The sequence below is a fragment of the Kitasatospora sp. NPDC003701 genome (assembly GCF_053587085.1).
On sequence record NZ_JBSFNM010000013.1, the window covers coordinates 1 to 24,856 of the forward strand.

Here is a 24,856-nt window from a genome sequence, read left to right on the forward strand (position 1 = left end):
CCGACAAATCCCAAACAGGACAGTCGAGACGTCAGTCAGGCCACGGGTCAGACCCACCGACGACATCACCACGAACATCATCACTGTCAGGCCAGTTCAGGGTCAGGCCGGTTCGGGATCAGGCCAGGTCACTGTCAGGCCAGGTCAGGGTCAGGCCAGCTCGGGGAGCAGGGTGGCGAGCCGCCGGAGCTGGTCGCGCTGGGAGGCGAGGTCCAGCGCGCCGGGCCGGACGACGACATGGCGCGCCCCCGCGTCCCGGTACCGGGCGAGGCCGGCGACGACGTCCTCCGGCGTCCCGGTGACGACCGCCTGGATCCGCTCCAACTCCTCCAGTGGCATCCCGTAGTTGGCGTGCGCGTAGGCGTCGAGCGCCCGGCGGCCGTCCGCCACGCTGTCGTCGACGCGGACGGAGACGAACAGGGCCGGCGTGATCGACTCCGGGGCCCGGCCGACCCCGGCCGCCGCCTTCCGCACGTCCAGCAGCCCGGACCGGTAGTCGGCCGGGTCCGGCGGGTACGGCAGCCACCCGTCGTAGAGCCGCCCGGTGCGGGCGAGGGCGGCCGCAGTGGCGCCCCCGAGCCAGATCGGCGGGCCGCCCGGGCGGAACGGGGCGGTCGCGACCGGGATCTCGGCGTGGTCGTGGAACTCGCCGTGGAAGGAGGTCGCCCCGCCCCACAGCGCCCGCCAGAGCGCCACCGTCTCGTCCAGCCGGGCGAAGCGGCGCTCCCACGGGACCTCGGACAGCGCGTGGACCGGCTGCCCGAACCGGCCGGGGAAGCCCGCCCCGACGGCGACCGCCAGCCGGCCGCCGGAGAGCAGGTCGATCGAGGCCAGGGCCTGCGCGGCCTGGATCGGCCGGCGCAGCACGGGCAGCAGCGCGCCGGTGCCGAGGGTCACCCGCTCGGTCACCGGGGCGAGGGCGGCCAGCATGGTCAGCGCCTCGATGCGCGGGCTCAGCAGGGAGTCGTTGACGAAGAGTGAGGAGAAGCCCGACTCCTCGGCCTCGCGGGCGAAGGCGATCAGCTCGCGCGGGTCGCCGTCGGAGCCCCACTGGGCCTTGCCGGTCGGGAGAAGCACACCGATGTCCATGCCGGGAATCCTCGCCGCTCCGGGAATCGTCGACAATTCCCGCGAGGGAATGGCCGGTTGTCCGTCGCGCGGGCTACAACTGCCGGGTGGACTTTCCCCGGACGCTCCGTGAGCGTCGCACCCGAAGCCGGATCAGCCAACTCGACCTCGCCACCCGTGCGGGGACCACCCAGCGCCATCTCAGCTTCATCGAGTCCGGCCGGTCCGCGCCCGGACGGGGCATGGTCGTCCGGCTGGCCGAGTCCCTCGACCTCCCCCTGCGGGAGCGCAACGAGCTGCTGCTGGCCGCCGGTTACGCCCCCGCCTACCCCGAGAGCCCGCTCGACGGCCCCGACCTGGCCCCGGTGCGGGCCGCCATCGACCACATCCTGGCCGGCCACCTGCCCTACCCCGCCGTGGTGGTGGACCGCCAGGGCGACGTGGTCGCCGCCAACGACGCCCTCGGCCTGATCACCGAGGGCGCCGCTCCCGAGCTGGTCGGGCCGGGGACGAACGCCTACCGGCTCGCCTTGCACCCCGACGGCATGGCCCCGCGCATCCTCAACTTCCCCGCCTGGGCCCGCCACATCGTCGAGCGGACCGGGCACCTGCGCGAACTGCACGCCGAACTGCTCGGCTACGTACCCGCGTTGGACACCCCCGGCGCCGACCACCTGGGCTTCGCCGTGCCGCTCCACCTGCGCAGCTCGCGCGGCGACCTGCATCTGATGACCACGGTGACCACCTTCGCCACCGCCGTCGACATCACGCTCGCCGAGCTGAAGCTGGAGGCCTTCCTCCCGGCGGACGAGCCGACGGCGGAGGCGCTGCGGGCGGCCTACCGGGTGCGGGACGAGGAACGGGACGCGGTGACCGGGACGCGGTGACCGGGCAGCCGGGGGTCGGGCGGTCTGGGGTCGGGCGGTCGGGGGCTCAGGGGCCGGGGAACATGTAGTCGGCCGTCACCCGGTCCTCGGCGTCCAGGACGAGGAACTCGACCCCGCTCCCGAGCGCCTCCCCGCCCCCGGTGGGGACCATGTCCCAGGTGAACGTGAGGACGTCGCCGAGCCGGACGGCGGCGCCCCGGGCCCGGAAGGTGTGCTCCCCGTCGGCGACGAACTCCCGGTAGCTCCGTGCCACCCGGGCCTCCACGGCGTTGTGGCCGCGCGCCTCCAGGACGGGCGAGGGGAAGCCCAACTCCGCTGCCCGGTCCCGGATCTCCACCGGTGGCTGGAGGACGTGGACCCCGTCCCGCGCCCACACCGCCTCGATGAGCCGGCGGCGCCGGGCCGGATCCGGTTCGATCCAGGCGGCGATGTAGCGGTCGGCGATCTCCTGCGGGGTGGTGGTGGCGGTCACGACGGTCTCTCCTTCGTGGGCACTGGTGGTGACGGCGGCGCTCCGGCCGTCTGCGGCCCATCCTGTGCGGCCCCCCGGGGCCGGACAATTCCCGCCGGGGAATGGCCGGGTGTCGTCGTGCGGCGGGCCTTCCTCCCGGTCGGCGGGGGTACGGCCCCCGCCGGTCGACGGGTTGGCGGAGGGCGGAGCCCCGTCGAAGGTCGGGGGTCGGCGCCGACCGCACACCGCAACTCGTCGTGTCGGTAGGGCAGTTGGCCCGGTCCTCTCGATCCGCGGGGCATGTGCATGACTTCGACAAGATGATTCCTCGTCAGTAACATGGCGGCGCGGCCGTGCGAGCCGCCTTCCTGCGTCCACTGATCACGGGCGGTCGTGTCCTCGTCCGCCGCTCCGAAAGAGTCCCGTTGAAGAGTTCCCTCGGCATGGCGGTCCGCCCTGCCCTCGTTTCGCTGGTGCTGTTCGGTGTCGCTGCGTGCGGGCCGACCTCGGACGCCCAGCAGGCCTCCTCGGTGGCCGACGCGACCGGTGGTGCCCCGGTCGCCACCTCCACCTCCGCCGCCGGCCGCGCCCCGTCGTCGGCCGCGACCCCGCCCGCCTCCCCGCAGGCCCGGGCGGCCACTCCGGCCGCCGCCCCGACCTCCGCCGGGCCTTCGACGGCCACCACCCTGCCGGTCGCGGCCGCCCAGCCGGGCGCGCAGCAGGCGGCCGTCGGCGCGCCCGGGAAGGACGGCGCGGCCGTCTCCCCGGCGGCTAGGAACCTCCAGCTCACCGCGTACGACCCGGCGGCCGGCACGGCGGTCCTGGCGGCCGCGGCGCCCGCGTCGGCGGCTCCGTCGACGACCCCGTCGGCCGCTCCGTCGTCGGTCCCGCCGGCGGCCTCCCCGGTCGAGCCGACGGCCGCCGCCGAGGCCGTCCGGCCCGGCCAGCTGATCGCCAGCCCGCCGACGGCCGCCGCGCCGCAGGGCGCACTGGTCGCGGTCACCGCCGTCCGTTCGGCGAGCGGCGGGTCCGTCACCCTGGCGACCCGGCCGGCGACCCTGACCGAACTGCTCGGCGGCGCCGAGGCCGACGGCAAGGTCGCCGTCGACCCGAAGGCGATCAAGGTGACGCCGCTGGTCAAGGACGTCAAGGCGACCGTCGGGCGGGAGAACGGCACCACCACGGCCGACGCCTCCGGCACGCTGGAGGTCGACGTCAACGCACCGATCCCGCTCCCCGACGGACTGAGCGCCGACGCCTCCGGCTCCCTCCAACTGCACCCGGCCGTGCACTTCGCGTACCACGGCGCCGGCGTGACCGGCCCGCGCACCGCCTCGATCGGCTTCGACCTGGGCGCCCACGCCCGCTGGAAGGTCACCGGCGACCTCGCCCGCAGCACCGGCGCCGCGCCGATCCGGGTGCCGTTCGCCAAGCTCCAGGCCAGCCCCGTCATCACGGTGGCCGGCCTCCCGGTCGTGGTGAACCTCGGGCTCACCTGCTACCTGGAGATCAGCGCCGACGGCCAGGTCCACCTGGAGGCCGAGCAGGAGGCCACCGGCACCTGGGCGGTGCACGCCGACTACACCGGCGGCCGGGGCTGGACGTCGGCCACCGACGCCGCCGACACCAAGGTGTCCCCGGTCCACGTCCGACTGAGCGGCAAGGCCGGCGCCCGCGCCGCCCTGGGCGCGGAGGTGAGCGTCGGCCTCTACGACACGGTCGGCGTCGAAGCCACCGTGGCCCCCTACCTGCGCGCCCAGGTCGACGGCTCCCTCACCGTCGACGTCCCGGGTGGCGCTCCCCAGGTCCAGGGCGGCTGGGCCCTGCTCGGCGGCGTCGACCTGAACGGCGCCCTCACCGCCCACCTGAAGATCTTCGGGACCCCGATCCTGGAGGGCAAGCTCCCGCTCCCGCCCTTCCACCGCGAGTGGCCCCTGCTGGCGGGCGCACTGCCGTCGGCCCCGGCCCCGGCAGCGTCGAAGGGCTGACCCGGTCCGTGACGACGGCGAACCCCGGGCCGACGACACCGGCCCGGGGTTCACTGCTGCGCGGACGCGGCCCGGCGGCCCGGCCGAGGGATGGGGCCGGGCCTCGGGGTCAGGCTCCCGCGTCGGACCCTCCCGCCTCCTCCTCGGCGACCGCCGGCGCGACGCCACTGAGGGTGTTCGCCGCCAGCAGGTAGTCGAAGCTGCCCGCGCTGCTGTGCACGCCGCCGGCGGGGCAGGACCCGTTGGTCGGGTTCCCGTTGAACCAGAGGCCGAAGCATTTGCTGCAGTAGCGCCAGTTGGACTGACCGACAATGGCCATGGTGCTTCCTTTCCGGACGGATTCCCGGTCCTCGGGAAGGCGCCCTGTGGGGATGCGTTCATGGTTCTGTGCCCGGCGTCCCGGGCACATGAGGCCTGGGTCCCCTTCGCGGCACGGAAGAGCGCATGACGCCCTGTCGGTGAGCCGCGAGGGGCACGCGGGCGGCCCGCCGGGTCGGCTCGGCCGGTCCGGCCGGGGTGTCAGTGGCCCGTGCCAGAGTGACGGCATGTTGGCGATCACGGTGCACACGGAGAACGGCGCGCGGCACCCTCGGGTGACCGCGGAGACGCTGGCCGCGCTGATCCTCGGGATCGGCGGGCCGGACAACCACTTCCTCATCGTCGAGCGGGCACCGGAGGTCCCGGACTTCTACATCCAGGTGTGGCACGACGCCGGGGGAGAGTACATGCTGCAGCACCGCGCCGGCTCCGCGGACCGGCACTTCCAGGTGCTGCTCGACGGCCCCGAGCCGGTGATCGCGGCGATGACGGGCTGGGCCCGTCTCCAGGACGGCTGGGACGACGGACTGGACTGGATCCGACTGGCTCTGGCCGAGGAGCCCGTCCCGCCGCTGGAGCTGGACGAGGACGACCGCGTGCAGCTGGAGGGGCGGCTGCGGCAGACCCTCGTCGGCGGCTACGCGACGCGGGCGGAGCTCGCCGAACTCGCGGAGGACCACCTCGTCTCCGGCGACCGACGGCCGGTCTCGCCCGCGCAGGCCAGGGAATTGGCCGACCGGATGTGGCGCGAGCGGGTCGAGGAGCAGGCCGGCTGGGAGGGCGAGACGGACCCCGACCGGCTCACCCGCGCGTTCGCGGCCCTGGAGGCGGCCGGAATGACGGCCCGCGAGAACTTCACCTGCTGCCGCTCCTGCGGGCAGGCCGAGATCGGCGGCGCGGGCTCGCCGGACGCCCGCGGCTTCGTCTACTTCCACACGCAGTGCACCGATGCGGCCGCCGCCGGCCACGGGCTGACGCTGCTCTACGGCGGCTTCGACGGCTCGGCGGAGACGACCGCCGCCGTCGGCCGCGAGGTGGTGGCGGCGCTGGCGGCGGTCGGACTGCCGGCGGACTGGGACGGGGATCCGGCCAAGGCCGTCGAGGTGCGGCCGCTGGACTGGCGCCGGCGGCTCGGCGGGTGACGACGACCACCGCTCGGAACCGGCCGGATGACGCCGTCGGCGGGGAGCGCGCGTGGACATCCGGGCGGGGTACCGGGAGGATCGCCCCATGACTGCTGACGGACCGTTGACCGAGGAAGATCTCAGCGCGATGGAACGGCGTGCCGCCGCGGCGGCACCGGGCCCGTGGGCCGCCTGGTTGGAGGGGCGGCACGGTAGCGGTGACAGCTTCATCCAGGTCCGCCCCGAGGCGGACCGGGAGGACGAGATCTACGTCAGCCGGTTCGTCGAGGGCGCCCAACTGGCCGACCGGGACCCGAGGCTCGACGCGGACCTCGACTTCATCGCGGCCGCCCGCCAGGACGTGCCGCGCTTGATCGCCGAAGTGAGGCGCCTGCGGGCGGCGGCGGACCGGTCGCGCGGCTGGTGAGCCCGCCGGGGCGGTGGGTGGACGGCAGGTCCTGTCAGCTCATCGCCCAGACGGAGGGGTCGTGCGGTGCGGGCGGCTGCGGCGCGGTGGCGGATCGGGACTGCCGGTCGTGGGCGTCGTCCGAGGAGACCGGCGGAAGGCCGGTGTGCAGGGCCAGGGCGTTCGCCACGTCGGCTTCGTCGACGCGGCGGCCCGGGGCCTGGTTCTCGATCAGCTCTCTCCGGTGGTCGGCGAGTGCCCCGGCCAACTGAGCCAGCTCGCTCCCGTGATGGGCCGCCACTTCGGTGTTCTGGGCGGAGATCGCGGCGTCGCGCTGCATTCGTTGCTGTTCGATTCGCTGGAGGTACTCCGTGGTGAGGGCGTCGGCCGGTACCTCCGCACCACGGGTGCCGGCCTGGGCGCTCGCCTCGTCGAGCAGGTCGATCCCGGCGCCCGGCAGCGCCTGGCCCGGGAGGTGGTCCCGCGCGAGTGCGGCGGCGGTGGCGAGCGCCTCGTCGGTGATCACCACGCCGTGGTGCTCCTCCAGCCGGGGCCGGACGACGCGCAGGATCTCCAGGACCTCCTCCATCGGGGGTTCGCCGACCTCCAGGGTCTGGAGCAGCTTGTCGAGGCCCGGATCCGGTGTCCGACGGCGGTACTCGGCGGTGGTGCAGGCGGCGATGACGTGGAGGCCCGGCGTGCCGAGGACGGACCGGAGGAAGGCGAGCGCTTCGCCCCGGCCCTCCTGCGTGTGTAGGACGGTGAGGGCGTTGTCGAGGAAGAGAATCAGGTCGTCGCTGTGCTTGACCTCGGTGAGCAGGCCGGTCATGAGTTCCGCGAAGCGGCCGTGGTTCTGAGGGTTGGTGAAGACGGAGCCGAGGTCGAGGGAGCGGACGGTCCGGCGGGCGAAGGCCGCCGGGACGGTTGCGGCCGCGATGGCGTGGACCAGGCCCGTGACGACGCTGGTCTTGCCGACGCCCGGCTCGCCGACGAGCAGGGGGACGTTCCGCTGCCGCCGGGCGAGGATGTGGGTGAGTCGCTCGATCTCCCGTGTCCGTCCGACGACGGGGTCGAGTCCCCCGCTGGCCGCCGCCTGACTGAGGTTCCGGGTGAACCGTTTCAGTTGCGGGGTGGGGCGCGGGACCGGATTCGGGGCGGGCGCGGTGCCGGCGATGATCCTGATGACCTCCTGGCGCACCCGGTCGAGGTCGGTTCCGAGCTTCGTTGCCACGATCTGGGCGGCGATGCCCTCGCCCTCGCGGATCAGGCCGAGCAGGAGGTGCTCGGGGCCGATGTCGTTCTGACTGAGTTGCAAGGATTCCCGGAGTGACAGATCCAGGACCTTCCTCACCCGGGGAGTCAGGGGAATGTGACCGGACGGGGCGACCTGACCGTAGCCGATGATCTCCTCGACCTGCCGGCGAACGGCCTCAAGAGTGATCCCGAGGTTCGTCAGGGCCTGGGCGGCGGCACTCTCACGCTCGTGGATCAGACCGAGGAGGAGGTGCTCGGTGCCGACGTAGTTGTGCTTGTGCATCCGGGCTTCTTCCTGAGCCAGGACGACGACCCGCCGCGCGCGGTCGGTGAACCTCTCGAACACGCTGGTCAATCCCTTCCCTGGTCCCTGCCGAACGCCGCGAGGTCCGCCCGTGCCCGTTGCGTGTGCGGGTGCTCGTCCCCCAGGAGCCGTTCCCGCTCCGCCACCAACTGCCGCAGCAGCGCCACCGCCTCGTCGCCGTTCCCGCTGAGCGCGAGGTTGCGGGCGAGCAGGTGCCGGGTGCGCAGGGTGTGCGCGTCCTCGGCGCCCAGCAGGCGGCTGCGGTCGGCCAGCAGGACGCGCAGCATGCTCACCGCCTCCTCGCGGTAACCGGCCTCGCCGAGGTTCACGGCGAGGAACTGCCGGGTGCGCAGGGTGTCCTGGTGGTCGGGGCCGAGCAGGCGGGTCTGGTCGGCGAGGAGTGGCCGCAGGAGGCGCGCGGCCTCGGCCGGGTCCCCGGCGGCGCCCAGGCTGTGCGCGTGGGACTGGCGGCCGAGCAGGGTGTCGGCGTCGTCGGCTCCGAGGACCCGGGTCGACTCCTCGACGACGCCCTGCAACGTCTCCGCCGCCTCCTTCCAGTGGCCGTCCTTGCCGTGCTCCACCGCCGCGATGCGCCGCTCGCGCAGCTCGGGGCCGGCGGTCGCGGCGAAGGCCCGGTTGACGCCGAGCGCGATCAGGCTGGCGGTCCGGGTACCCCGGTTGAGCGGGGTCGGCAGGCACTCGGCCGCCATGGTGGCGGTGAGCCGCTGGTAGAGGTCGTCGACGGTGAGGAGTTCGGGGCCGCCGACGACACCCTCGCGGAGGAGGCGGATCAGCCTCCCGGAGAAGGCGGTGTGGTCCTCTCCGGGCAGCGACAGTGCCACCTGGTCGCGGTGGGCGGAGGTGAGGACGTAGGTGCCCGCCACCTCGAGCCGGTTGAGCTTGTCGTCGTCCGCGGCCATCGAGTCGGTGACGACGCGGCCGGAGAAGCAGCAGTCCAGGACGATGACCTTGGCGGCGGCCGGGCTGTCGAGCACCGCGCCGCGCAGTTTGTCGTACTCCAGGGAGCTGAACTCCGGTGCCACGAACTCGCTGTCCGGCAGCCCGAGGTAGAGGTCGTGGCGCCGCCCGGCGACCAGGCCGTGGCCGGTGTAGTAGACGAGCAGGAGGTCCTCCGCCTCCTGCACGGCGGTGCGCAGCCGCTGGCCGATCGTCCGCAGGTCGCCGTCGTCCAGCAGGACGGTGCAGTGCTCCTCGGGGACGAGTCCGTGCGTGGGGTCGGTGAGGACCGCCGCGAGATCGGTGATCGTCCGAGGGACGGCGGGGAGGTCGAGCAGGTGCGGATCGCTGTAGGTGCCGGCACCGATGAGGACGATCCGGGAGCGCTGCGGGTCCGGAAGGCGCATGTCACTCCTGCTCGGGCGCGGCGCTGTCCGCTACCGGGCCGTGCTCCAGCACCCGGCGCAGGACGGCCTCCAGCTCGGCGGCGCTCACCCGCTTCGCGTCGAGCTCCACGGACTCCCCGTCCGGGCGGCGGATCTTGAGCCGGACGTCGCTGCGCCGGGGGTGGGCGAACCAGGTGCGCAGCGAGGCGGCGAGTACGGAGAGGCCCCCGCCGGCTCCGACCGCGACCGTCAGGACGTCCAGGGCGGTGCCGAGCTCACCGGGCCCGGGCGCCGCGCCGATCAGGCCGACGGCGCCGGTGAGTTCGGGTTCGCCCCGGAGCCAGTCGATGAGCGATTCCGCGTCCGCGGCAGGCTGCCCGCCGGCCACCGAGAGCTGCAGATCCACGGCTTGTCCCCCGAAATTCACCTGGAAACGACAGGAGTTGAGGGCAGGAGTCTACTGAAGGCGGGGCGCCCGATGCCCGGTGAACCGGGAGACGGGGGTGCACGTTCGCCGAGGACTTTGCAAAGTGCGGGGTGGCGGTAACGACGGCTGCGGGCACTTTGCAAAGTCTGGGGCGCGGCGATGACGGCTGCGGGCACTTTGCAAAGTGCGGGGCGCGGTAACGACGGCCCGAGAGGACTTTGCAAAGTCCGGAGGCGGTGACGGCGGCGCCGACCCGGCTGCACAGGAAGTCGGCCCGGCCGACTTCCTGTGCAGGGAGGACGCGTGCCTCAGGCCGGGGTGAGCAGGTGCAGGGCGCCCGGGACGGCCTCGACGTCGATCGGCAGGGCCGCCATGAACTCGCCGTCGGCGTAGGCGGTGATGCCGGGGGAGTCGATCCGCAGCGAGGGCGTGCGGTGGGTGGTGACCTCCGGGCGTTCGACGTGGGTGCCCTTGAAGAGGGTGGGGAAGAAGCGGGCGATGCGGTGCCGGGGCATGGCGTCGACGAGGGTGACGTCGAGCAGGCCGTCGGCGGGATCGGCGGTGGGGCAGATGAGCATGCCGCCGCCGTAGCTGGTGGTGTTGCCGACGGCGGCGAGGGTGAGGTCGCGGGCGACGACGGTGCCGTCGGCGAGGGTGATCCGGAACGGGAGCGGGCGCAGGTTGGCGAACTCGACCAGGATGGCGAGGTTGTAGCGCATCCGGCCGCGCGGCCAGCGGAGCCGGTTGGTGCGGTCGCTGACCAGGGAGTCGAAGCCGCTGGCGAGGACGGAGCCGAACCAGCGCTGCGTCCCGTCGGCGGCGGTGACCCGGCCGAGGTCCACCGTCCGGGTGTGCCCGGCGGCGACGACCTCGGCGGCGGCCTCCGGCTCGCCGCGCGGCAGCCCGTACGCACGGGCGTGGTCGTTCCCGGTGCCCGCCGGGACGACGCCGAGCGGGACCTCGGTACCCGCGGTCGCCTGGAGGCCGAGGTTGATCATGCCGTCCCCGCCGACCACCACCAGGGCGTCGCAGGTGCCGGAGGAGACGGCCGCGCGGGCCAGCCCGACCGACTCCGTCGCCGACGAGCCGGCCTGTTCGTCGACCTCGACGCCCAGGGCGCGCAGGCGGGCGGCGGCGCGGCGGGCCGCCGGCTCGGCGTGGCCGGCGGCCGCGGCCGGGTTGGTGAGGAGAACCACCCGGCTGATGGTTCTCCGGCCGCTCACGCGCCCACCTCGCTGCGCTCGGCGGGGGCGTTCGCCCGCGCGCGGTATTCGATGGTTCGCTCGCTTCGCTTGCTCACGCGCCCACCTCGCTCCGCTCGGCGGGGGCGTTCGCCCACGCGCGGTATTCGATGGTTCGCTCGCTTCGCTTGCTCACGTGCCCACCTCGCTGCGTTCGGCGGGGGCGTTCGCCCGTGCGCGGCGTGCGGCGGCTCGCTCGCTCCGCGCGCTCACGGGATCAGCTTGCCGGGGTTGAGGATGCCCGCCGGGTCCAGTTCCGCCTTGACCGCGCGCAGGATGCGGACGCCCAACTCGCCGATCTCCTCGGCCATCCAGGGCCGGTGGTCGGCCCCGACGGCGTGGTGGTGGGTGATGGTGCCGCCGTTGGCCAGGATGGCGTCCCCGGCGGCCCGCTTGGCGGCGGCCCAGCGGGTGAGCGGCTCCTCGCCGAGGGCGGCGACGACGGTGAAGTAGAGCGAGGCGCCGGTCGGGTAGACGTGCGAGATGTGGCAGAGCACGAGGGCGCCGGGCAAGGCGGTGGTCAGCGCGGAGGTGACCGCGAAGCGGAGGTCGGCGAGCCGGCGCCAGTCCGTCGCCGTCTCCAGGGTCTCGCAGAGCGCCCCCGCACTGAGCAGGGAGTCCCGCAGGTAGGGCGCGTTGAACCGGCCGTGCTCCCAGGACCGGGCCGGCGCCTCGCCCAGCGAGGTGCCGCCGGCCGCCAGCAGGACGGCCCGGGTCAGCTGGTGACGGGTGGCGACCTGCTCGGCGGAGCCCTCGAAGACGGTGACGGCCAGGCAGCCGGTGACGGCGGGCTCGCCGCCGATCTTCTCCGTCATCGCGAGGTTGACCATGGTCTCGGCCTCGTCGGAGAGCCGGATCACCGTCGGCCCGGTGTCCTGCTGCTCCACCGCGCGCAGGGCGGCCGCGCCGGTGGCGAAGTCGGGGAAGGACCAGGCCTCGTAGGCCTTCACGGCGGGCACCGGGTGGACGCGGACGCGGACGGCGGTGATCACGCCGAGCGTGCCCTCCGAGCCGAGGAAGAGTTCGCGCAGGTCGGGGCCGGCGGCGGAGGCGGGGGCGCGGCCGAGGTCCAGCACGCCCGCCGGGGTGACGACGCGCAGGCCGCGCACCATCTCGTCGAAGCGCCCGTACCCGGCGGAGTCCTGGCCGGAGGAGCGGGTGGCGGCGAAACCGCCGATGGTGGCGTAGCGGAAGCTCTGCGGGTAGTGGCCGAGTTCGAAGCCGTGCTCGGCCAGCAGCGCCTCCGCCGCCGGGCCGGTGAGGCCCGCTCCCAGGACGGCTTCACCGGAGGTGGCGTCCAGGTCGAGCAGTCGGTCGAAGCGGCGCAGGTCGAGCGAGACGACGGCGGTGAAGCCCCCGCGCTCCGGGTCCAGCCCGCCGACCACGCTGGTGCCGCCGCCGAACGGCACCACGGCGATGCGGCGTTCGGCGCAGAGGGCGAGCAGTGCGGCGATCTCGTCCTCGCTGCCCGGCAGCACGACGGCGTCCGGCGCGTCCTGCGGCTCGCGGCTGCGCCGGCGCAGCAGGTCCGGGGTGGACTTGCCGCCGGCCCGGGGGAGGCGGTCCGCGGGGGCGGCGCTGACGTGCGCCTCGCCGACCACGGCGGCCAGCGCCTTCAGGTCGGCCTCGGCCAGCTGCGAGGGCCGCAGGGCGACCTCGTCGACGGCGGGCCCGGGGGCGGCGTCGCCGGTGACGCCGAGGGCGGCGGTCAGCAGGGCCTTGATGTCGGCCGACAGCTCCTTGGCGAGGGCCGGGTCGCCCCAGGCGTCCCACTTCATCGGGGGGAGCGGCAGCGCGGCGTTGGCCGGTCCCGCTTGCGTCTCAGGTGCCATGCGTTACAGTTTCACACATCATGTCAAGTAGTAACGCTGGCCAGGTCGACCCCGAGGCGACCCCCGAGCCCCGCAGCACCGATGACGCCATCCTCGACGCCGCCGCCGAGCTGATCGTCCAACTCGGCGTGCGCCGAACGCAGTTGGCCGAGATCGCCCGACGCGCCGGGGTCAGCCGGCCGACGGTCTACCGGCGCTGGCCGGACGTCCGGGCGGTGATCGGAGCGCTGCTCACCCGGGAGATCCTCGCGACCCAGGCCACCGTCCGGCTCACGGGTGAGGACCGCGCCGCCTTCGTGGAGGGCGTCGTCGAGGTCGCCGTCCGGCTGCGCGACCACCCGGTGCTCGGCGCGCTGCTCCGCTCGGCCGACTCCGACGCGCTCTTCGAGTACGTCGTCGAGCGGCTCGGCACCAGCCAGCTGGGACTGCTGGAGGCGCTGCGAGCCGGCATCGAGCAGGGCCAGGCGCACGGTTCGGTCCGTGCCGGCGAGCCCGTCGAACTGGCCGCCATGGTGCTGCTGATCGCCCAGTCCACCGTCCAGTCGCACCGGATGGTCGCGCACCTGCTGCCCGAGGCGGCCTGGCGGCGCGAGCTGGCCAGGGCGCTGAACGGATACCTCGCGCCGTGACCGCCCGCGCCGTGACCGCCCGCGCGCTCGCGGCTCGCGCCGCGACGAACGGACGCCTCGCGCCATGACCATGCACGCCGTGACGAACGGATACCTCGCGCCATGACGATCAACGCCGGGCCTTTCGCCGGAACCACCCGACTCACCTCCCGCCGAAGGGAGTTGGAGCTGGACGCGCTCGCCGCCGCACCGGCCGTCGACCTGCTGGTCATCGGCGGCGGGGTGACCGGCGCCGGGGTCGCGCTGGACGCGGCCGCGCGCGGGCTCCGCGTCGTCCTCGTCGAGGCCCGCGACCTGGCCTTCGGCACCAGCCGGTGGAGCTCCAAGCTGGTCCACGGCGGCCTGCGCTACCTCGCCTCCGGGCGGATCGGGGTGGCCCGGGAGAGCGCCGTCGAGCGCGGCGTGCTGATGACCCGCACCGCCCCGCACCTGGTCCGCCCGCTGCCCCAACTCGTCCCGCTGCTGCCGGGGTTGCTGCGCCCCGGGCAGGCGTCGCTGGTCCGGGCCGGCTTCCTCGCGGGGGACGCGTTGCGGCTGAGCGCCGGAACGCCGGGTGCGGTGCTGCCCCGGATGCGCCGGGTCGACGCCACCCGAGCCCGCCAACTGGTGCCCGGCGTGAGGGCGGTGGGCCTGGCGGGCGCGCTGGTCGCGCACGACGGCCAACTGGTGGACGACGCACGGCTGGTGGTGGCCCTGGCCCGGACGGCCGCGCAGTACGGCGCCACCGTGCTCACCCGCGTCCGGGCGGAGCAGGTCACCGGCACCTCGGCCCGGCTGGTGGACGGCCTCACCGGGCAGTCCCTGGACGTCACCGCCGGCGCGGTCGTCAACGCCACCGGTGTCTGGGCGGGCGAGGTGGACCCGTCCATCCGGCTGCGGCCCAGCCGGGGCACCCACCTGCTCGTGGACGCGGCCGCGCTCGGCCACCCGGTCGCCGCGCTCACCGTGCCGGTGCCGGGTTCCACCAGCCGGTTCGTCTTCGCGTTGCCGCAGCAGCTCGGCCGGGTGGCGATCGGGCTGACCGACGAGGACGCGCCCGGGCCGATCCCGGACGAACCGCAGCCGACCGACGCCGAGCTCGACTTCCTCCTCGACACCGTCAACGCCGCCCTGACCACCGCGCTGACCAGGGCGGACGTCCGCGGCGCGTACGCCGGGCTGCGGCCGCTGATCGACACCGGCGGCGGCAGCACCGCCGACCTCTCCCGGCAGCACGCGGTCCTGGAGTCCCCGTCCGGGGTGATCACGGTCGTCGGTGGCAAGCTCACCACCTACCGGCGGATGGCCGAGGACGCGGTGGACACCGCCGTCCGCCTGCGCGAGCTGCCCGCCCGCGCCTGTTGGACGGCCCGCCTGCCGCTGGTCGGCGCGCCGGGGCACCGGGACAGCCGCCCGGCGCCGGAGGGCGCCGTGCCCGCCTCGCTGCTCGCCCGGCACGGCGGCACGGCCCGCGAGGTCCTGGCGGCGGGCGGCGCCGAGCCGATCGCCGAGGGCATCGACGTGACCCGCGCCGAGATCGCCTACGCCGTGACGCACGAGGGCGCCCTGGACGCCTCCGACGTGCTGGACCGCCGGACCAGGATCGGCCTGGTGGCACCGGACGCCGCCCGCGCCCGGGCGGCGGTGGAGGAGATCGTCGGGGAGTGCCTGGCGCGGTAGCGCGTTCGTGACCCCGCGCCCTCAGCGTTCGACGCGCTCCGGTACCGGGCGGACGGTGCCGTCCAGGTCCACCGTGCAGGCGAGCGGGTGCTCCGCCGAGCCGGTCCGTTCCAGCCGGACCGAGAGCGGCAGCGCGGGCTCCCCGGGCGGCCGGGCGGCCAGGGTGAGCGGGTAGACGCCGTGGCCGTGGACGCGGTGGAAGGCGCACTCCTTGCCGTCCACCAGCAGCTCGGTCTCGGTGATCCAGCCCGAGCGGACGTTCACCGTGACGGACCGGCCGGCCCGGTCGAGGTGGAAGCTGTACCGGCGGCGCATGGCACCTCCCGCGCGGGGGTCTTCGCCCGCACGGCCAGTCTAGGTCCGGTCCCGCGGTGACCGCCGGTTTCGCCGACCCGCCGGGGGCAGTCCGGCCCCGGCCCCGTACCGCCGCCCGCCGGCCCGGACCCGCGCCCGGACCCGCGCCCGGAACCGCTACAGGCGGCGGGGGCCGGCGCCGTCCTCGGCGAGTGCGTCGCTGGGGTTCAGCAGGGCGCAGGCCTTCATCGAGAGGCAGCCGCAGCCGATGCACCCGGTGAGTTCGGCCTCCAGCCGTTCGATGGTCTGCCGGCGCTCCTCCAGGCGGCGCTTCCAGCCGCGGGAGGCGCGCTGCCACTCGTCGTGGCTCGGTGGCCGGTCGAGCGGTACGTCGGCGAAGGCCTCCTGGAGGTCCTGCAGGGGGATGCCGATCCGTTTCGCCACCGAGATCAGGGCGACCCGGCGCAGCATGTGCCGGGGGTAGCGGCGCTGGTTGCGCCCGTCGCGTTCGGACGCGATCAGGCCGAGCTCCTCGTAGAACCGCAGGGCGGACACCGCCGTACCGGTTCGCGCGCTGACCTCGCCGATGGCGAGCCGGTCGTCGGGGGTGGCCCCGGGGCCGCCGGGCCGATGGGTCGTCATGCACCGCCTCCTGTTGACCTCAAGTTTACTTGAGGCCCTACGGTCGGCCGTGCCAGAGCGGCGAGCAGCACCGACCGGAGAGGACGGCAGCCCGATGACCTTCGTGATCGCCCTGCCCTGTGTGGACGTCAAGGACAAGGCATGCCTGGACGAGTGCCCCGTGGACTGCATCTACGAGGGGGAGCGGATGCTCTACGTCCAACCCGACGAGTGCATCGACTGCGGCGCCTGCGAGCCGGTCTGTCCGGTCGAGGCGATCTACTTCGAGGACGACACCCCGGAGCCGTGGCGTGCGTTCAACACGGCGAACGCCGAGTTCTTCGCCGACATCGGCTCCCCCGGCGGCAGCGCGAGGCTCGGCCTGATCGAGAAGGACCATCCGATGGTGGCGGCGCTGCCCGTCCAGGACACCGTCTGACCCACCGGGGCGCCGGGCCCCCTCGTCCCGGGACCTTGCCGGGACCCTTCCCGGACCCTCCGGGGACCTTCCCGGACCTTCCCGGGCCGGACCGCGCCGGACCTTCCCGGACCGGTGTGTCGCCGGGCGCCCGGCAAGATCCGCGAGGAAGGCCCCGGGACCCCCTAGACCAGGCGGCCGCCGCCGTCCACGTGCAGGACCGTCCCCGTGACGAACGGGCTGGCCATCGAGAAGAGGACGGCGCGGACCAGGTCGTCCGTGCTGCCGACGCGGCGGGCGGGGTTGCGCTCGGCGACGGCGCGCAGGAACGGTTCCTTGTCGGTGCCCATCCGGTCCCAGGAGCCGCTGTCCACGATGCCGGGGGAGACGGCGTTCACCCGGACCGGGGCGATCTCGACGGCGAGGGCCTGGACGAGGAAGGCGAGCGCGCCGTTGGTGGCGGCCATCACCGTGCGGGCGGGGGCCGGGCGCCAGGCGGCGACGCCGGAGAAGAAGGTGAACGAGGCGCCGTCGGGGCCGTCGGTCGCGGCCTGGCCGGCCAGGTGCTTCGCGAGCAGCAGCGGGCCGACCACCTTGGCCGCGAAGGCGCGCTGGACGTCGGCGAGTTCGAGTTCGGCGAGCGGACCGTTGGCGGGCATCGCGGCGGTGGACACCAGGTGGTCGAAACGGCCGGTGGCGGTGGCGAGGGCGGCGATGGACGCCTCGTCGGCGAGGTCCACCGGGACGACCCGGGCGGGGCCGGACAGCTCGCCGGCCGTCCACTCCAGCTTGCGCGGGTCGGGGCCGGCCAGGACCAGCTCCGCGCCGGCGGCGGAGGCGGTGCGGGCGAGTGCGCGGCCGGTGTTCGATCCGGCGCCGACGACGACGATGCGGCGGCCTTCGAGGGCGCCCGAGACCGGGGCGGGGACGGGGACGGGGACGGGGGAGGGCGTGGGCTTGGGCGTCTGGGCGGTCATGCGGTGGCTCCTGGGGAGGTGGGTGTCTTCGACGGAGGAGCTTGTCCTCGCCGACCACCCTGCGCCGAGCAGCGGTGATGCGTCCAAGGCTTGTCTTTTGGGTGAGCCATAAACTCTGTGCATGGCCACTCTCCGACAGCTCGAATACCTGGTGACCGTCGTCGACACCGGCTCGTTCACCCGGGCCGCCGAGTTGCTGCACGTCACCCAGCCCGCGCTCTCGCACCAGGTGCGGGCGCTGGAGCGGGCCGTCGGCGGCACGCTGCTGGAGCGGCTGCCGCGCGCCGTGCGACTGACGCCGATGGGCCGGGCGGTGCTCCCGCACGCCCGGGCCGCGCTCGCCGACGCCGAGCGCCTGCGCACGGCGGCCCGTCTCACGGCCGGCCTGGACCACGGCGAGCTCGAACTCGCCACGGTCTACTCGATCAGTCTCGGCATCCTGCCACCGGTGCTGCGGGCCTGGCGCCGGCTCCACCCGCAGGTGCGGATCCGGCTGCGGGAGTACTCCCACAACGACGAGTTGCGCGCGGCGATGGCGGCCGGGCAGGCGGACGTCGCGATCGGCACGCCGCCGCCGGACTGGGACGGGCCGATCCGCGAGCTGGGCGTCGAGGAGTTCGTGCTGACCCTGCCCGCCGAGGACGATGAAGTGACGGAGCGCCAGATGGTCCGGCTGGCCGACCTGTCCGGGCGCGACTGGGTGCACTACGCGCCCGGCAACGGCCTCGCCGACCTGCTCGACGAGGCCTGCGCGGAGGCCGGGTTCCGCCCGCGGGTCGCGGTGCGGACCGAGCAGACGGCGGCCGCGCCGCTGCTGGCCGCGGCCGGGCTGGGGCCGGCCCTGGTGCCGGCCAACATCGTGCCGCCCGGCTTCGACGGGCTGGTCCGCCGCCCCGAGCCGCCCGTGCGGCGCCCGCTCGCCGCTTACACCCGGACCCGGCCGGATCCGCTGACGGCGGCCTTCGTCGACCTGCTGGCGCGGCAGGCCTGCCTCCTGCCGCCGCACGTGGCCGACCTGCTCGCGGGGTCGACGGACCTCGGCGAGCAGCGGTGACCGGTGATGGAGGGCAGTGCCACCCACCGGCGCGCAGTAGCCGGCGCACGCCGGGGGCGCATCGGACCGGATGGATTCTCGTGATCTCTACAGTGTTGTAGATTCTTTCGGAGGGAGAGCAATCGAGGAGGGCATCGTGGGAGTTTCGCTGGCCAAGGGTGGCAATGTCTCGCTGACCAAGGAGGCGCCGGGTCTGACCGCCGTCATCGTCGGTCTCGGCTGGGACGTGCGGACCACCACCGGGGCCGACTACGACCTGGACGCGAGCGCGCTGCTCTGCAACGCGCTCGGCAAGGTGGTCTCGGACCAGCACTTCGTCTTCTTCAACAACCTGCGCAGCCCCGAGGGTTCGGTCGAGCACAGCGGCGACAACCTGACCGGTGGCGGCGACGGCGACGACGAGCAGATCAAGGTCGACCTGGACGCCGTGCCGGCCGGGGTGGCCAAGGTGGTCTTCCCGGTGTCGATCTACGACGCCGACGCCCGCCTGCAGAGCTTCGGCCAGGTCCGCAACGCGTTCATCCGGATCGTCAACCAGGCCAACGGCCAGGAGATCGCCCGGTACGACCTCTCCGAGGACGCCTCGACCGAGACCGCGATGGTCTTCGGCGAGCTGTACCGCAACGGCGCCGAGTGGAAGTTCCGCGCCATCGGGCAGGGCTACGCCTCCGGCCTGCGCGGCATCGCGACCGACTACGGCGTCAACGTCTGACGCCGCCCAGGGTCGTGACGCCGCCCGTGGGTCGTGGCGCCGCCGGTGGGTCGTGACGCCGCCCGTGGGCCGCGGCGCCGCCGGTGGCTCGTGAAGTTGCCCGTGGCTCGTGAAGTCGCCCGTGGGTCGTGAAGTCGCGCAGGCCGGGGAAGCGAACGCCCCCTCCGGTCAACCGGCCTGACGGTGGGTCGGCGGGCGCCCGAGCGCGTGCCCGCCGAACCCGCCCGTCCCGGCCACCTGTTGGCGCCACCAGGCGGTCATCCCGTCGTGGTCCATGGCCGTCCAGTCCGGTGCCTCGGTCACCTGGGCCCGCCCGAGCCGCCGGCCGACCTCGACCATCTCCCGCCCCACCGCGCCGCGTTCGCGGTCGTACGCGGGCAGCAGTTCCGCCCAGGAGCCGGCCGTCCGCCAGGCGTCCTCGAAGGCACAGGCGTCCTGGACGGCCTTGACCGCGCCGCTGGTGTTGTGCGGGCGGACCACGGTGGCCGCGTCCCCGGCGAGCAGCAGGCGTCCGGCGGTGCGGCGCGGCGCCGCCAGGTCGTAGATCGGCTGGATGAAGGTCCGCTCGCGGGGAGAGAGGGCGACCACCCCGGCCCAGTAGGGCGGCAGGTGCCGCTCGGCCAGCTCGGCGAGCTCCTCGAACTGCCCGCCGGTGAGCGCGCCGGCCGGGACACTGGTCGGGTCGCCCGGTCGCAGCCAGGCCGGCGTGGGCGCGTAGAAGACGAAGTTGACCTGGGTGGAGCCCGGGGTCAGCCCGGGGATCCGGTACAGCACCACCTGGCCGCCGGGGTAGCAGACCGTGATCACCTCGTGCTCCGGCCAGAGTGCCGCGCCGCCGGGCAGCTCCGCCAGCAGCCGGGTGTCGAAGCTGCCGCGCCAGCAGACGTAGCCGGCGTACTCGGGCCGGGCCTCGGGGCAGACGGCCTCGCGCACCACCGAGCGGTAGCCGTCGGCGCCGACCACCAGGTCGTACCGGTCCGGTCCACCGGCCGGGCCCGTCAGCCAGGCCTGCTCGCCGTCGCCGGTCACCGTGGTGACCGCCCCGCCCAGCCGGAATTCCACGCTGTCGGGGGTGCGTTCGCGCAGCGCCTGCCAGAGCACGCCCCAGTGGTAGGAGCGGAACGGCATCTCCTGCGCCCAGAGCAGCCGCCCGCGCGGGCCGCCCCCGCCGTCGGGGTCGCGGGCCAGCCAGTGCCGCTGGGTCAGCAGGTGCCAGCGGATGCCGTCGTCGAGGTGGCCGGCGCGGGCCAGTTCGGTGTAGCGGTCGTCGAGCACGCAGAGGCCGACGCCGCGGTCCTCCAGCCGGCCGGGGCTGCGCTCCAGCACCACCACCCGGTCCGCCCCGCCGCGGGCGGCCGCCCGCGCGAACGCGCACCCCGCGATACTGCCGCCGACCACGGCTATCTCTCCGCCTCGCACTGCCGTCCCCTCCCCGGGGATTCCTCCGAACCCCCCTCCGGAGAAAGACCATACGCACATTCCGTGCCGATCTGACGGATGGTCAGGCAAATTGCCGGCGGTGATCGGGAGGCTGTGGGACGGCCGTCGGGCGGCCGGTCCGCAGTGCGGCCCGCGGAGCGGCGGGCGACATCGCGGCGAGCCGCCCGGGTCGGCGGCCGCCCGCAGGGCCCACCGCCCGGGGTCGGGTTATGCAACTAGTTGCACATCCCGAACCGTGTCCCCTACCGTGTGGTAACAACGAGCCGCCGCACGCCGCACAGGAGAAGCCGATGAGCACCGACCCCCAGCGGGCCCGGAAGCCGTACCCGCACCTGCTGAGCCCGCTCGACCTCGGCTTCACCACCCTCCCGAACCGCGTGATCATGGGATCGATGCACGTCGGCCTGGAGGAGGCGCCGAACGGCTTCGAGCGGATGGCCGCCTTCTACGCCGAGCGCGCCCGCGGCGGCGTCGGCCTGATCGTCACCGGCGGCATCGCCCCCAACGAGGCCGGCCGGCCCTGGGGCGGCGGCGCCATGCTCACCACCGAGGCGGAGGCCGACCGGCACCGCGTCGTCACCGACGCCGTGCACGCCGCCGGCGGCCGCATCGCGATGCAGATCCTGCACTTCGGCCGCTACGCCTACCACCCCGACCTGGTCGCACCCAGCGCCCTCCAGGCCCCGATCAGTCCGTACGTGCCCAACGCGCTCACCGCCGAGCAGGTCGAGCAGACCATCGAGGACTTCGCCCGCTGCGCCGCCCTCGCCCGGCGGGCCGGCTACGACGGCGTCGAGATCATGGGCTCCGAGGGCTACCTGATCAACGAGTTCACCGCCGCCGCCACCAACCACCGCGAGGACGAGTGGGGCGGCGCGTACGAGAACCGGATGCGCTTCCCGGTCGAGATCGTCCGCCGGGTCCGCGAGCGGGTCGGCCCCGACTTCATCCTGGTCTACCGCCTCTCCATGCTCGACCTCGTCCCCGGCGGTTCCACCCTCGCCGAGGTCGTCCGGCTCGCCCAGGCCGTCGAGGCCGCCGGCGCGACCATCATCAACTCCGGCATCGGCTGGCACGAGGCCCGGATCCCCACCATCGCCACCTCCGTCCCGCGCGGCGCCTACGCCTGGGTGACCAAGAAGGTGATGGGCTCGGTCACCGTCCCGCTCGTCACCACCAACCGCATCAACACCCCCGAGATCGCCGAGCAGTTGCTCGCCGACGGCTGCGCCGACCTGGTCTCGCTGGCCCGTCCGCTGCTCGCCGACGCCGACTTCGTCGCCAAGGCGCAGGACGACCGCTCCGCGTCCATCAACACCTGCATCGGCTGCAACCAGGCCTGCCTGGACCACACCTTCAGCGGGCAGATCACCTCCTGCCTGGTCAACCCGCGCGCCTGCCACGAGACCGAGCTCGTCCTGACACCGACCAAGCTGCGCAAGCGGATCGGCGTCGTCGGCGCCGGACCGGCCGGCCTCGCGTTCAGCGTCTCCGCCGCCGAACGCGGCCACGCCGTCACCCTGTTCGACGCCGCCGACACCGTCGGCGGGCAGCTGAACATCGCCCGGCGCATCCCCGGCAAGGAGGAGTTCGACGAGACCCTGCGCTACTACCGCACCCGGCTGGCCGAGTTGGCGGTCGAACTGCGGCTCGGCGCACCGGTGACGGCGGAGCAGCTCGCCACCGAGGGCTTCGACGAGATCGTCCTCGCCACCGGCGTCACCCCGCGGACCCCGGTCGACCTCCCGGGCGTCGACCACCCCAGCGTCGTCGGCTACCTGGACGTCCTGCGCGACGGCGCGCCCGTCGGCGAGCGCGTCGCCGTCCTCGGCGCGGGCGGCATCGGCTTCGACGTCGCCGAGTACCTCACCGACCAGGGCGACGCCGCCAGCCTCAACCCGCCGGTGTTCCAGCGCAAGTGGGGCATCGACCCGGAGTACCGCGAGCGCGGCGGCCTCACCCGCCCCGAGCCGCCCCGGCCCCCGCGCAGCGTCCACCTGCTGCAGCGCAAGACCACCAAGGTCGGGGCCGGCCTCGGCAAGACCACCGGCTGGATCCACCGCACGGAGCTCAAGCACCGCGGCGTCACCATGGTCGCGGGCGCGAGCTACGAACTGATCGACGACGCGGGCCTGCACTTCGTGGTGGACGGCGAGCGCCAACTGCTGCCCGTCGACACCGTCGTCCTCTGCACCGGCCAGGAGCCGCGCCGCGAGCTGGACACCGCCCTGCGCGCGCTCGGCATCACCCCGCACCTGATCGGCGGCGCCGACGTCGCCGCCGAACTGGACGCCAAGCGGGCCGTGAAGCAGGGCACCGAGCTGGCGGCCACGATCTGAACCGCCCGCCCGGCCGTGGCGGTTCAGGCGCTGACATCCAGTGCGGTGCCGTAGAGCCGGTGGACCCGCAGTGTGATCACCAGGCGCCGCTCGGCGACCTGTTCGGCCAGGAACTGCCCTGGGTCCACCGGTCGGAGCTCCGCCGGAAGCATCGCCAGCAGCTCCTGCCCGACCGCGTCACCCGGCTCGGCCGACTCCTCGGAGACCTCCGCCTCGCCCTCCGCGACGGCGAAGGAGAACGGGTCCGCCCCCTGGACGTGCAGCGCCGCCCGGGGATCGCGCCGCAGGTGGCGGACCTTGACCCGGTCGGCGGTGGTGGAGAACCGCACCGTCCGTTCGGCCGGGTCCCAGCGGTAGAGCATGGTGGTCAGGTGCGGGTGGCCGCCGGCCTTGACGGAGGCGAGGGTGCCGAACTGCTGGGCGGCGAGCAGGTCCGAGGCGGCCTGGTCGGAGAGCGGGCGGGGGGTCGGTCGCTGAGTCATATCCGGGACAACCGCCCGGTGCGCAGAAATGTTCCGTACGGGATTACCCGAATGTGGACGACTTTTCGCCAGGGTCCGGAGCCCGACATCAGGCCCCGGCTCTGCTGCCGCCCGGCCCGGCCTACGATCGACCCATGTCCCTGCCGCACGCCATCCTCACCGCCCTGCTGGAGAAGCCGTCCTCGGGGCTGGAGCTGACCCGGCGGTTCGACAGGTCGATCGGCTTCTTCTGGCCCGCCACCCACCAGCAGATCTACCGCGAACTGGGCCGGTTGGAGACCGCCGGGCTGATCCGGGCGCTCCCGCAGGACGGGCCGGTGCGCGGGCAGAAGAAGGAGTACGACGTCCTGCCCGCCGGCCGCGCCGAGCTCGAACGGTGGACGGCCGGCGGGGACGTCCCGAAGGCCGTCCGCGAACCCCTGCTGCTGCGGCTGCGCGCGGCCGCGGTGGTCGGCACAGCCGGCCTGGACGCCGAGCTGGCCCGGCACCTCGCCCTGCACCGCGCGCAGTTGGCCGACTACCGGGAGATCGAACGGCGGGACTTCCTGCCGGCCGGCACCGAAGAGGGCGAGCGGGCCGCCGAGGGTGACCGGCTCCGGCACGCCGTGCTGCGGGCCGGCATCGGACTGGAGTCCTTCTGGGTCGAGTGGCTCACCGAGACCCGCGCCGCCCTGTCGGCAGACCCGTCCTGACCTGTGACGATGTCGCGCGGACGGGCGGGGGTGCAGCCCCGGTGGGACACTGGGTGCCTGTCCCAGCCCGACTCCCGATCGGGGGCCGTATGTCTCGTCCGAGGCCTCTCCTCGCCCTCACCGCCGCAGCCGTGGTCACCGTGGTCACCCTCGGGGCGGCCGGCATCGCCATCGCCACCGGCTCCGCCGCCGCCCCACCGGCGATCTCCCTCGGGGCGGCCGCCCCGGCCGACCGGCTCCCGACAGCCGACCAGCTGAAGGCGGCCCTGCTGAGCACCGCCGAACTCGGCCCGAACTTCACCGAAGTCCCGGTCGGCCAGAGCTCCGCATCGGCCGGCGGTGCCTCCCCGGTCGCGGGCTGCGACGCGCTCCGCGCCCTGCTCAACGGGAACGGATCCGGACCCTCCTCCCAACTTCCCCACCAGGAAGTCGAATTCGACGGCCCCGACGGCAACCCCATGGTGACCGAGTCCCTCACCGCCGAGGACGCCGCCCAACTCACCAGCGACTTCACCGTCGTCACCGACGCGTTCGCCGACTGCCACAGCCTGACCTTCAACGACGGCACCGACGCCTCGGTGACCTTCACCGTCACCCCCGTGACCCTCGGCGACCGCCAGGCCCCCGCCGTCCGCCTCGACGGCACCCTCGCCGGCGTCCCGCTCAACGGCTACATCGCCGTCGAACGCTTCGGCACCGTCGCCATGTCCTACGGCTTCTTCCAACGCAACGACTCCTCCTCGCAGTTGGCCTCCCTCTACTACCGCGCCGCCGTCGCCAAGGCCGAACGCACCCTCGGCACCCCCGCCGGCACCGCCACGGCCCCACCCGCCTCCGTCTGACCCCAAAGAGCGGCGAACCCCCGCCGAGCGACTGCTCGACGGGGGCCGGCCGTG

At 74.3% G+C, this 24,856-nt stretch carries 25 protein-coding genes; 12 read left to right on the top strand and 13 right to left on the bottom strand.

Annotated elements, in window-relative coordinates:
- Nucleotides 1-150: 150 nt before the first annotated feature.
- A complete protein-coding gene (locus ACWDRR_RS14750) occupies nt 151-1,089 on the bottom strand; it encodes an LLM class flavin-dependent oxidoreductase (RefSeq protein ID WP_449772544.1) in 939 nt (312 codons plus the stop codon).
- 86 nt (nt 1,090-1,175) lie between these two features.
- Between ACWDRR_RS14750 and ACWDRR_RS14755 the strand changes: the two genes are divergently transcribed.
- Nucleotides 1,176-1,955, top strand: a complete 780-nt coding sequence (locus ACWDRR_RS14755; protein WP_449772545.1) for a helix-turn-helix domain-containing protein — start codon at nt 1,176-1,178, stop codon at nt 1,953-1,955.
- 46 nt (nt 1,956-2,001) lie between these two features.
- Here the strand turns inward: ACWDRR_RS14755 and ACWDRR_RS14760 are convergent, their stop codons facing one another.
- The gene (locus tag ACWDRR_RS14760) at nt 2,002-2,427 is read right to left on the bottom strand and encodes a hypothetical protein (protein ID WP_449772546.1); all 426 of its coding nucleotides are present in this window, start codon (nt 2,425-2,427) and stop codon (nt 2,002-2,004) included.
- Nucleotides 2,428-2,831: 404 nt separating this feature from the next.
- On the opposite strand from ACWDRR_RS14760, the gene ACWDRR_RS14765 reads away from it, so the two are divergent.
- On the top strand, nt 2,832-4,394 hold the full coding sequence (locus ACWDRR_RS14765; protein WP_449772547.1) for a hypothetical protein: 1,563 nt from the start codon (nt 2,832-2,834) through the stop codon (nt 4,392-4,394).
- A 109-nt stretch (nt 4,395-4,503) separates the two neighbouring features.
- Here ACWDRR_RS14765 and ACWDRR_RS14770 read toward each other — a convergent pair whose 3' ends face one another.
- Complete coding sequence (locus tag ACWDRR_RS14770) at nt 4,504-4,713, bottom strand: hypothetical protein (RefSeq protein WP_449772548.1); 210 nt, start codon at nt 4,711-4,713, stop codon at nt 4,504-4,506.
- A gap of 226 nt (nt 4,714-4,939) precedes the next feature.
- Here ACWDRR_RS14770 and ACWDRR_RS14775 point away from each other — a divergent pair, with 226 nt between their 5' ends.
- Entirely contained in the window at nt 4,940-5,854 is a 915-nt protein-coding gene (locus ACWDRR_RS14775; protein WP_449772549.1) for a DUF6891 domain-containing protein, read from the top strand.
- Between the two features lie 88 nt (nt 5,855-5,942).
- On the top strand, nt 5,943-6,263 hold the full coding sequence (locus ACWDRR_RS14780) for a hypothetical protein (protein ID WP_449772550.1): 321 nt from the start codon (nt 5,943-5,945) through the stop codon (nt 6,261-6,263).
- 34 nt (nt 6,264-6,297) lie between these two features.
- Here ACWDRR_RS14780 and ACWDRR_RS14785 read toward each other — a convergent pair whose 3' ends face one another.
- From ACWDRR_RS14785 to ACWDRR_RS14805, 5 genes are all read right to left on the bottom strand, one after another.
- A complete protein-coding gene (locus ACWDRR_RS14785) occupies nt 6,298-7,842 on the bottom strand; it encodes a Clp protease N-terminal domain-containing protein (RefSeq protein ID WP_449772551.1) in 1,545 nt (514 codons plus the stop codon).
- Nucleotides 7,843-7,847: 5 nt separating this feature from the next.
- Nucleotides 7,848-9,164 carry a caspase, EACC1-associated type gene (locus ACWDRR_RS14790; protein ID WP_449772552.1) on the bottom strand — a complete coding sequence of 439 codons (1,317 nt, stop codon included), beginning with the start codon at nt 9,162-9,164 and terminating at the stop codon, nt 7,848-7,850.
- A 1-nt stretch (nt 9,165) separates the two neighbouring features.
- Nucleotides 9,166-9,549 (bottom strand): effector-associated constant component EACC1, encoded by a 384-nt coding sequence (locus tag ACWDRR_RS14795; RefSeq protein WP_449772553.1) that lies wholly within the window; start codon nt 9,547-9,549, stop codon nt 9,166-9,168.
- Nucleotides 9,550-9,878: 329 nt separating this feature from the next.
- Complete coding sequence (locus tag ACWDRR_RS14800; RefSeq protein WP_449772554.1) at nt 9,879-10,793, bottom strand: diacylglycerol kinase; 915 nt, start codon at nt 10,791-10,793, stop codon at nt 9,879-9,881.
- Between the two features lie 227 nt (nt 10,794-11,020).
- A complete protein-coding gene (locus ACWDRR_RS14805) occupies nt 11,021-12,643 on the bottom strand; it encodes an FAD-binding oxidoreductase (protein ID WP_449772555.1) in 1,623 nt (540 codons plus the stop codon).
- Between the two features lie 20 nt (nt 12,644-12,663).
- Between ACWDRR_RS14805 and ACWDRR_RS14810 the strand changes: the two genes are divergently transcribed.
- Both ACWDRR_RS14810 and ACWDRR_RS14815 read left to right on the top strand, forming a co-directional pair.
- Nucleotides 12,664-13,272: a TetR/AcrR family transcriptional regulator gene (locus ACWDRR_RS14810; RefSeq protein WP_449772556.1), complete on the top strand. Its 609-nt coding sequence runs from the start codon at nt 12,664-12,666 to the stop codon at nt 13,270-13,272.
- A 102-nt stretch (nt 13,273-13,374) separates the two neighbouring features.
- Nucleotides 13,375-14,931, top strand: a complete 1,557-nt coding sequence (locus tag ACWDRR_RS14815; RefSeq protein ID WP_449772557.1) for a glycerol-3-phosphate dehydrogenase/oxidase — start codon at nt 13,375-13,377, stop codon at nt 14,929-14,931.
- A 21-nt stretch (nt 14,932-14,952) separates the two neighbouring features.
- Here the strand turns inward: ACWDRR_RS14815 and ACWDRR_RS14820 are convergent, their stop codons facing one another.
- On the bottom strand, nt 14,953-15,246 hold the full coding sequence (locus ACWDRR_RS14820) for a hypothetical protein (protein WP_449772558.1): 294 nt from the start codon (nt 15,244-15,246) through the stop codon (nt 14,953-14,955).
- Nucleotides 15,247-15,402: 156 nt separating this feature from the next.
- A complete protein-coding gene (soxR, locus tag ACWDRR_RS14825) occupies nt 15,403-15,867 on the bottom strand; it encodes a redox-sensitive transcriptional activator SoxR (RefSeq protein ID WP_449772559.1) in 465 nt (154 codons plus the stop codon).
- A gap of 94 nt (nt 15,868-15,961) precedes the next feature.
- On the opposite strand from soxR, the gene fdxA reads away from it, so the two are divergent.
- Nucleotides 15,962-16,285: a ferredoxin gene (gene fdxA, locus ACWDRR_RS14830; RefSeq protein WP_449772560.1), complete on the top strand. Its 324-nt coding sequence runs from the start codon at nt 15,962-15,964 to the stop codon at nt 16,283-16,285.
- A 164-nt stretch (nt 16,286-16,449) separates the two neighbouring features.
- On the opposite strand, the gene ACWDRR_RS14835 is transcribed toward fdxA, so the two are convergent.
- On the bottom strand, nt 16,450-17,241 hold the full coding sequence (locus tag ACWDRR_RS14835; RefSeq protein WP_449772561.1) for an SDR family oxidoreductase: 792 nt from the start codon (nt 17,239-17,241) through the stop codon (nt 16,450-16,452).
- 121 nt (nt 17,242-17,362) lie between these two features.
- On the opposite strand from ACWDRR_RS14835, the gene ACWDRR_RS14840 reads away from it, so the two are divergent.
- Both ACWDRR_RS14840 and ACWDRR_RS14845 read left to right on the top strand, forming a co-directional pair.
- Complete coding sequence (locus ACWDRR_RS14840) at nt 17,363-18,295, top strand: LysR substrate-binding domain-containing protein (RefSeq protein WP_449772562.1); 933 nt, start codon at nt 17,363-17,365, stop codon at nt 18,293-18,295.
- Between the two features lie 136 nt (nt 18,296-18,431).
- Entirely contained in the window at nt 18,432-19,007 is a 576-nt protein-coding gene (locus tag ACWDRR_RS14845; protein WP_387882469.1) for a TerD family protein, read from the top strand.
- A gap of 168 nt (nt 19,008-19,175) precedes the next feature.
- Here the strand turns inward: ACWDRR_RS14845 and ACWDRR_RS14850 are convergent, their stop codons facing one another.
- On the bottom strand, nt 19,176-20,405 hold the full coding sequence (locus ACWDRR_RS14850; RefSeq protein WP_449772563.1) for an FAD-dependent monooxygenase: 1,230 nt from the start codon (nt 20,403-20,405) through the stop codon (nt 19,176-19,178).
- A 332-nt stretch (nt 20,406-20,737) separates the two neighbouring features.
- On the opposite strand from ACWDRR_RS14850, the gene ACWDRR_RS14855 reads away from it, so the two are divergent.
- Nucleotides 20,738-22,786: an oxidoreductase gene (locus tag ACWDRR_RS14855; protein WP_449772564.1), complete on the top strand. Its 2,049-nt coding sequence runs from the start codon at nt 20,738-20,740 to the stop codon at nt 22,784-22,786.
- 23 nt (nt 22,787-22,809) lie between these two features.
- On the opposite strand, the gene ACWDRR_RS14860 is transcribed toward ACWDRR_RS14855, so the two are convergent.
- Nucleotides 22,810-23,268 (bottom strand): pyridoxamine 5'-phosphate oxidase family protein, encoded by a 459-nt coding sequence (locus ACWDRR_RS14860; protein ID WP_449772565.1) that lies wholly within the window; start codon nt 23,266-23,268, stop codon nt 22,810-22,812.
- Nucleotides 23,269-23,402: 134 nt separating this feature from the next.
- On the opposite strand from ACWDRR_RS14860, the gene ACWDRR_RS14865 reads away from it, so the two are divergent.
- A complete protein-coding gene (locus tag ACWDRR_RS14865; RefSeq protein WP_449772566.1) occupies nt 23,403-23,960 on the top strand; it encodes a PadR family transcriptional regulator in 558 nt (185 codons plus the stop codon).
- 89 nt (nt 23,961-24,049) lie between these two features.
- The gene (locus ACWDRR_RS14870; RefSeq protein ID WP_449772567.1) at nt 24,050-24,802 is read left to right on the top strand and encodes a hypothetical protein; all 753 of its coding nucleotides are present in this window, start codon (nt 24,050-24,052) and stop codon (nt 24,800-24,802) included.
- Nucleotides 24,803-24,856: the final 54 nt, after the last annotated feature.

Excerpts from the sequence above, each read along its gene's own strand:
- ACWDRR_RS14750 (WP_449772544.1), bottom strand. The coding sequence starts at position 1,089 with ATGGACATCGGTGTGCTTCTCCCGACCGGCAAGGCCCAGTGGGGCTCC.
- ACWDRR_RS14770 (WP_449772548.1), bottom strand. The coding sequence starts at position 4,713 with ATGGCCATTGTCGGTCAGTCCAACTGGCGCTACTGCAGCAAATGCTTC.
- ACWDRR_RS14775 (WP_449772549.1), top strand. The coding sequence starts at position 4,940 with ATGTTGGCGATCACGGTGCACACGGAGAACGGCGCGCGGCACCCTCGG.
- ACWDRR_RS14780 (WP_449772550.1), top strand. The coding sequence starts at position 5,943 with ATGACTGCTGACGGACCGTTGACCGAGGAAGATCTCAGCGCGATGGAA.
- ACWDRR_RS14790 (WP_449772552.1), bottom strand. The coding sequence starts at position 9,164 with ATGCGCCTTCCGGACCCGCAGCGCTCCCGGATCGTCCTCATCGGTGCC.
- ACWDRR_RS14805 (WP_449772555.1), bottom strand. The coding sequence starts at position 12,643 with ATGGCACCTGAGACGCAAGCGGGACCGGCCAACGCCGCGCTGCCGCTC.
- ACWDRR_RS14810 (WP_449772556.1), top strand. The coding sequence starts at position 12,664 with ATGTCAAGTAGTAACGCTGGCCAGGTCGACCCCGAGGCGACCCCCGAG.
- ACWDRR_RS14815 (WP_449772557.1), top strand. The coding sequence starts at position 13,375 with ATGACGATCAACGCCGGGCCTTTCGCCGGAACCACCCGACTCACCTCC.
- ACWDRR_RS14820 (WP_449772558.1), bottom strand. The coding sequence starts at position 15,246 with ATGCGCCGCCGGTACAGCTTCCACCTCGACCGGGCCGGCCGGTCCGTC.
- soxR (WP_449772559.1), bottom strand. The coding sequence starts at position 15,867 with ATGACGACCCATCGGCCCGGCGGCCCCGGGGCCACCCCCGACGACCGG.
- fdxA (WP_449772560.1), top strand. The coding sequence starts at position 15,962 with ATGACCTTCGTGATCGCCCTGCCCTGTGTGGACGTCAAGGACAAGGCA.
- ACWDRR_RS14835 (WP_449772561.1), bottom strand. The coding sequence starts at position 17,241 with ATGACCGCCCAGACGCCCAAGCCCACGCCCTCCCCCGTCCCCGTCCCC.
- ACWDRR_RS14840 (WP_449772562.1), top strand. The coding sequence starts at position 17,363 with ATGGCCACTCTCCGACAGCTCGAATACCTGGTGACCGTCGTCGACACC.
- ACWDRR_RS14855 (WP_449772564.1), top strand. The coding sequence starts at position 20,738 with ATGAGCACCGACCCCCAGCGGGCCCGGAAGCCGTACCCGCACCTGCTG.
- ACWDRR_RS14860 (WP_449772565.1), bottom strand. The coding sequence starts at position 23,268 with ATGACTCAGCGACCGACCCCCCGCCCGCTCTCCGACCAGGCCGCCTCG.
- ACWDRR_RS14865 (WP_449772566.1), top strand. The coding sequence starts at position 23,403 with ATGTCCCTGCCGCACGCCATCCTCACCGCCCTGCTGGAGAAGCCGTCC.
- ACWDRR_RS14870 (WP_449772567.1), top strand. The coding sequence starts at position 24,050 with ATGTCTCGTCCGAGGCCTCTCCTCGCCCTCACCGCCGCAGCCGTGGTC.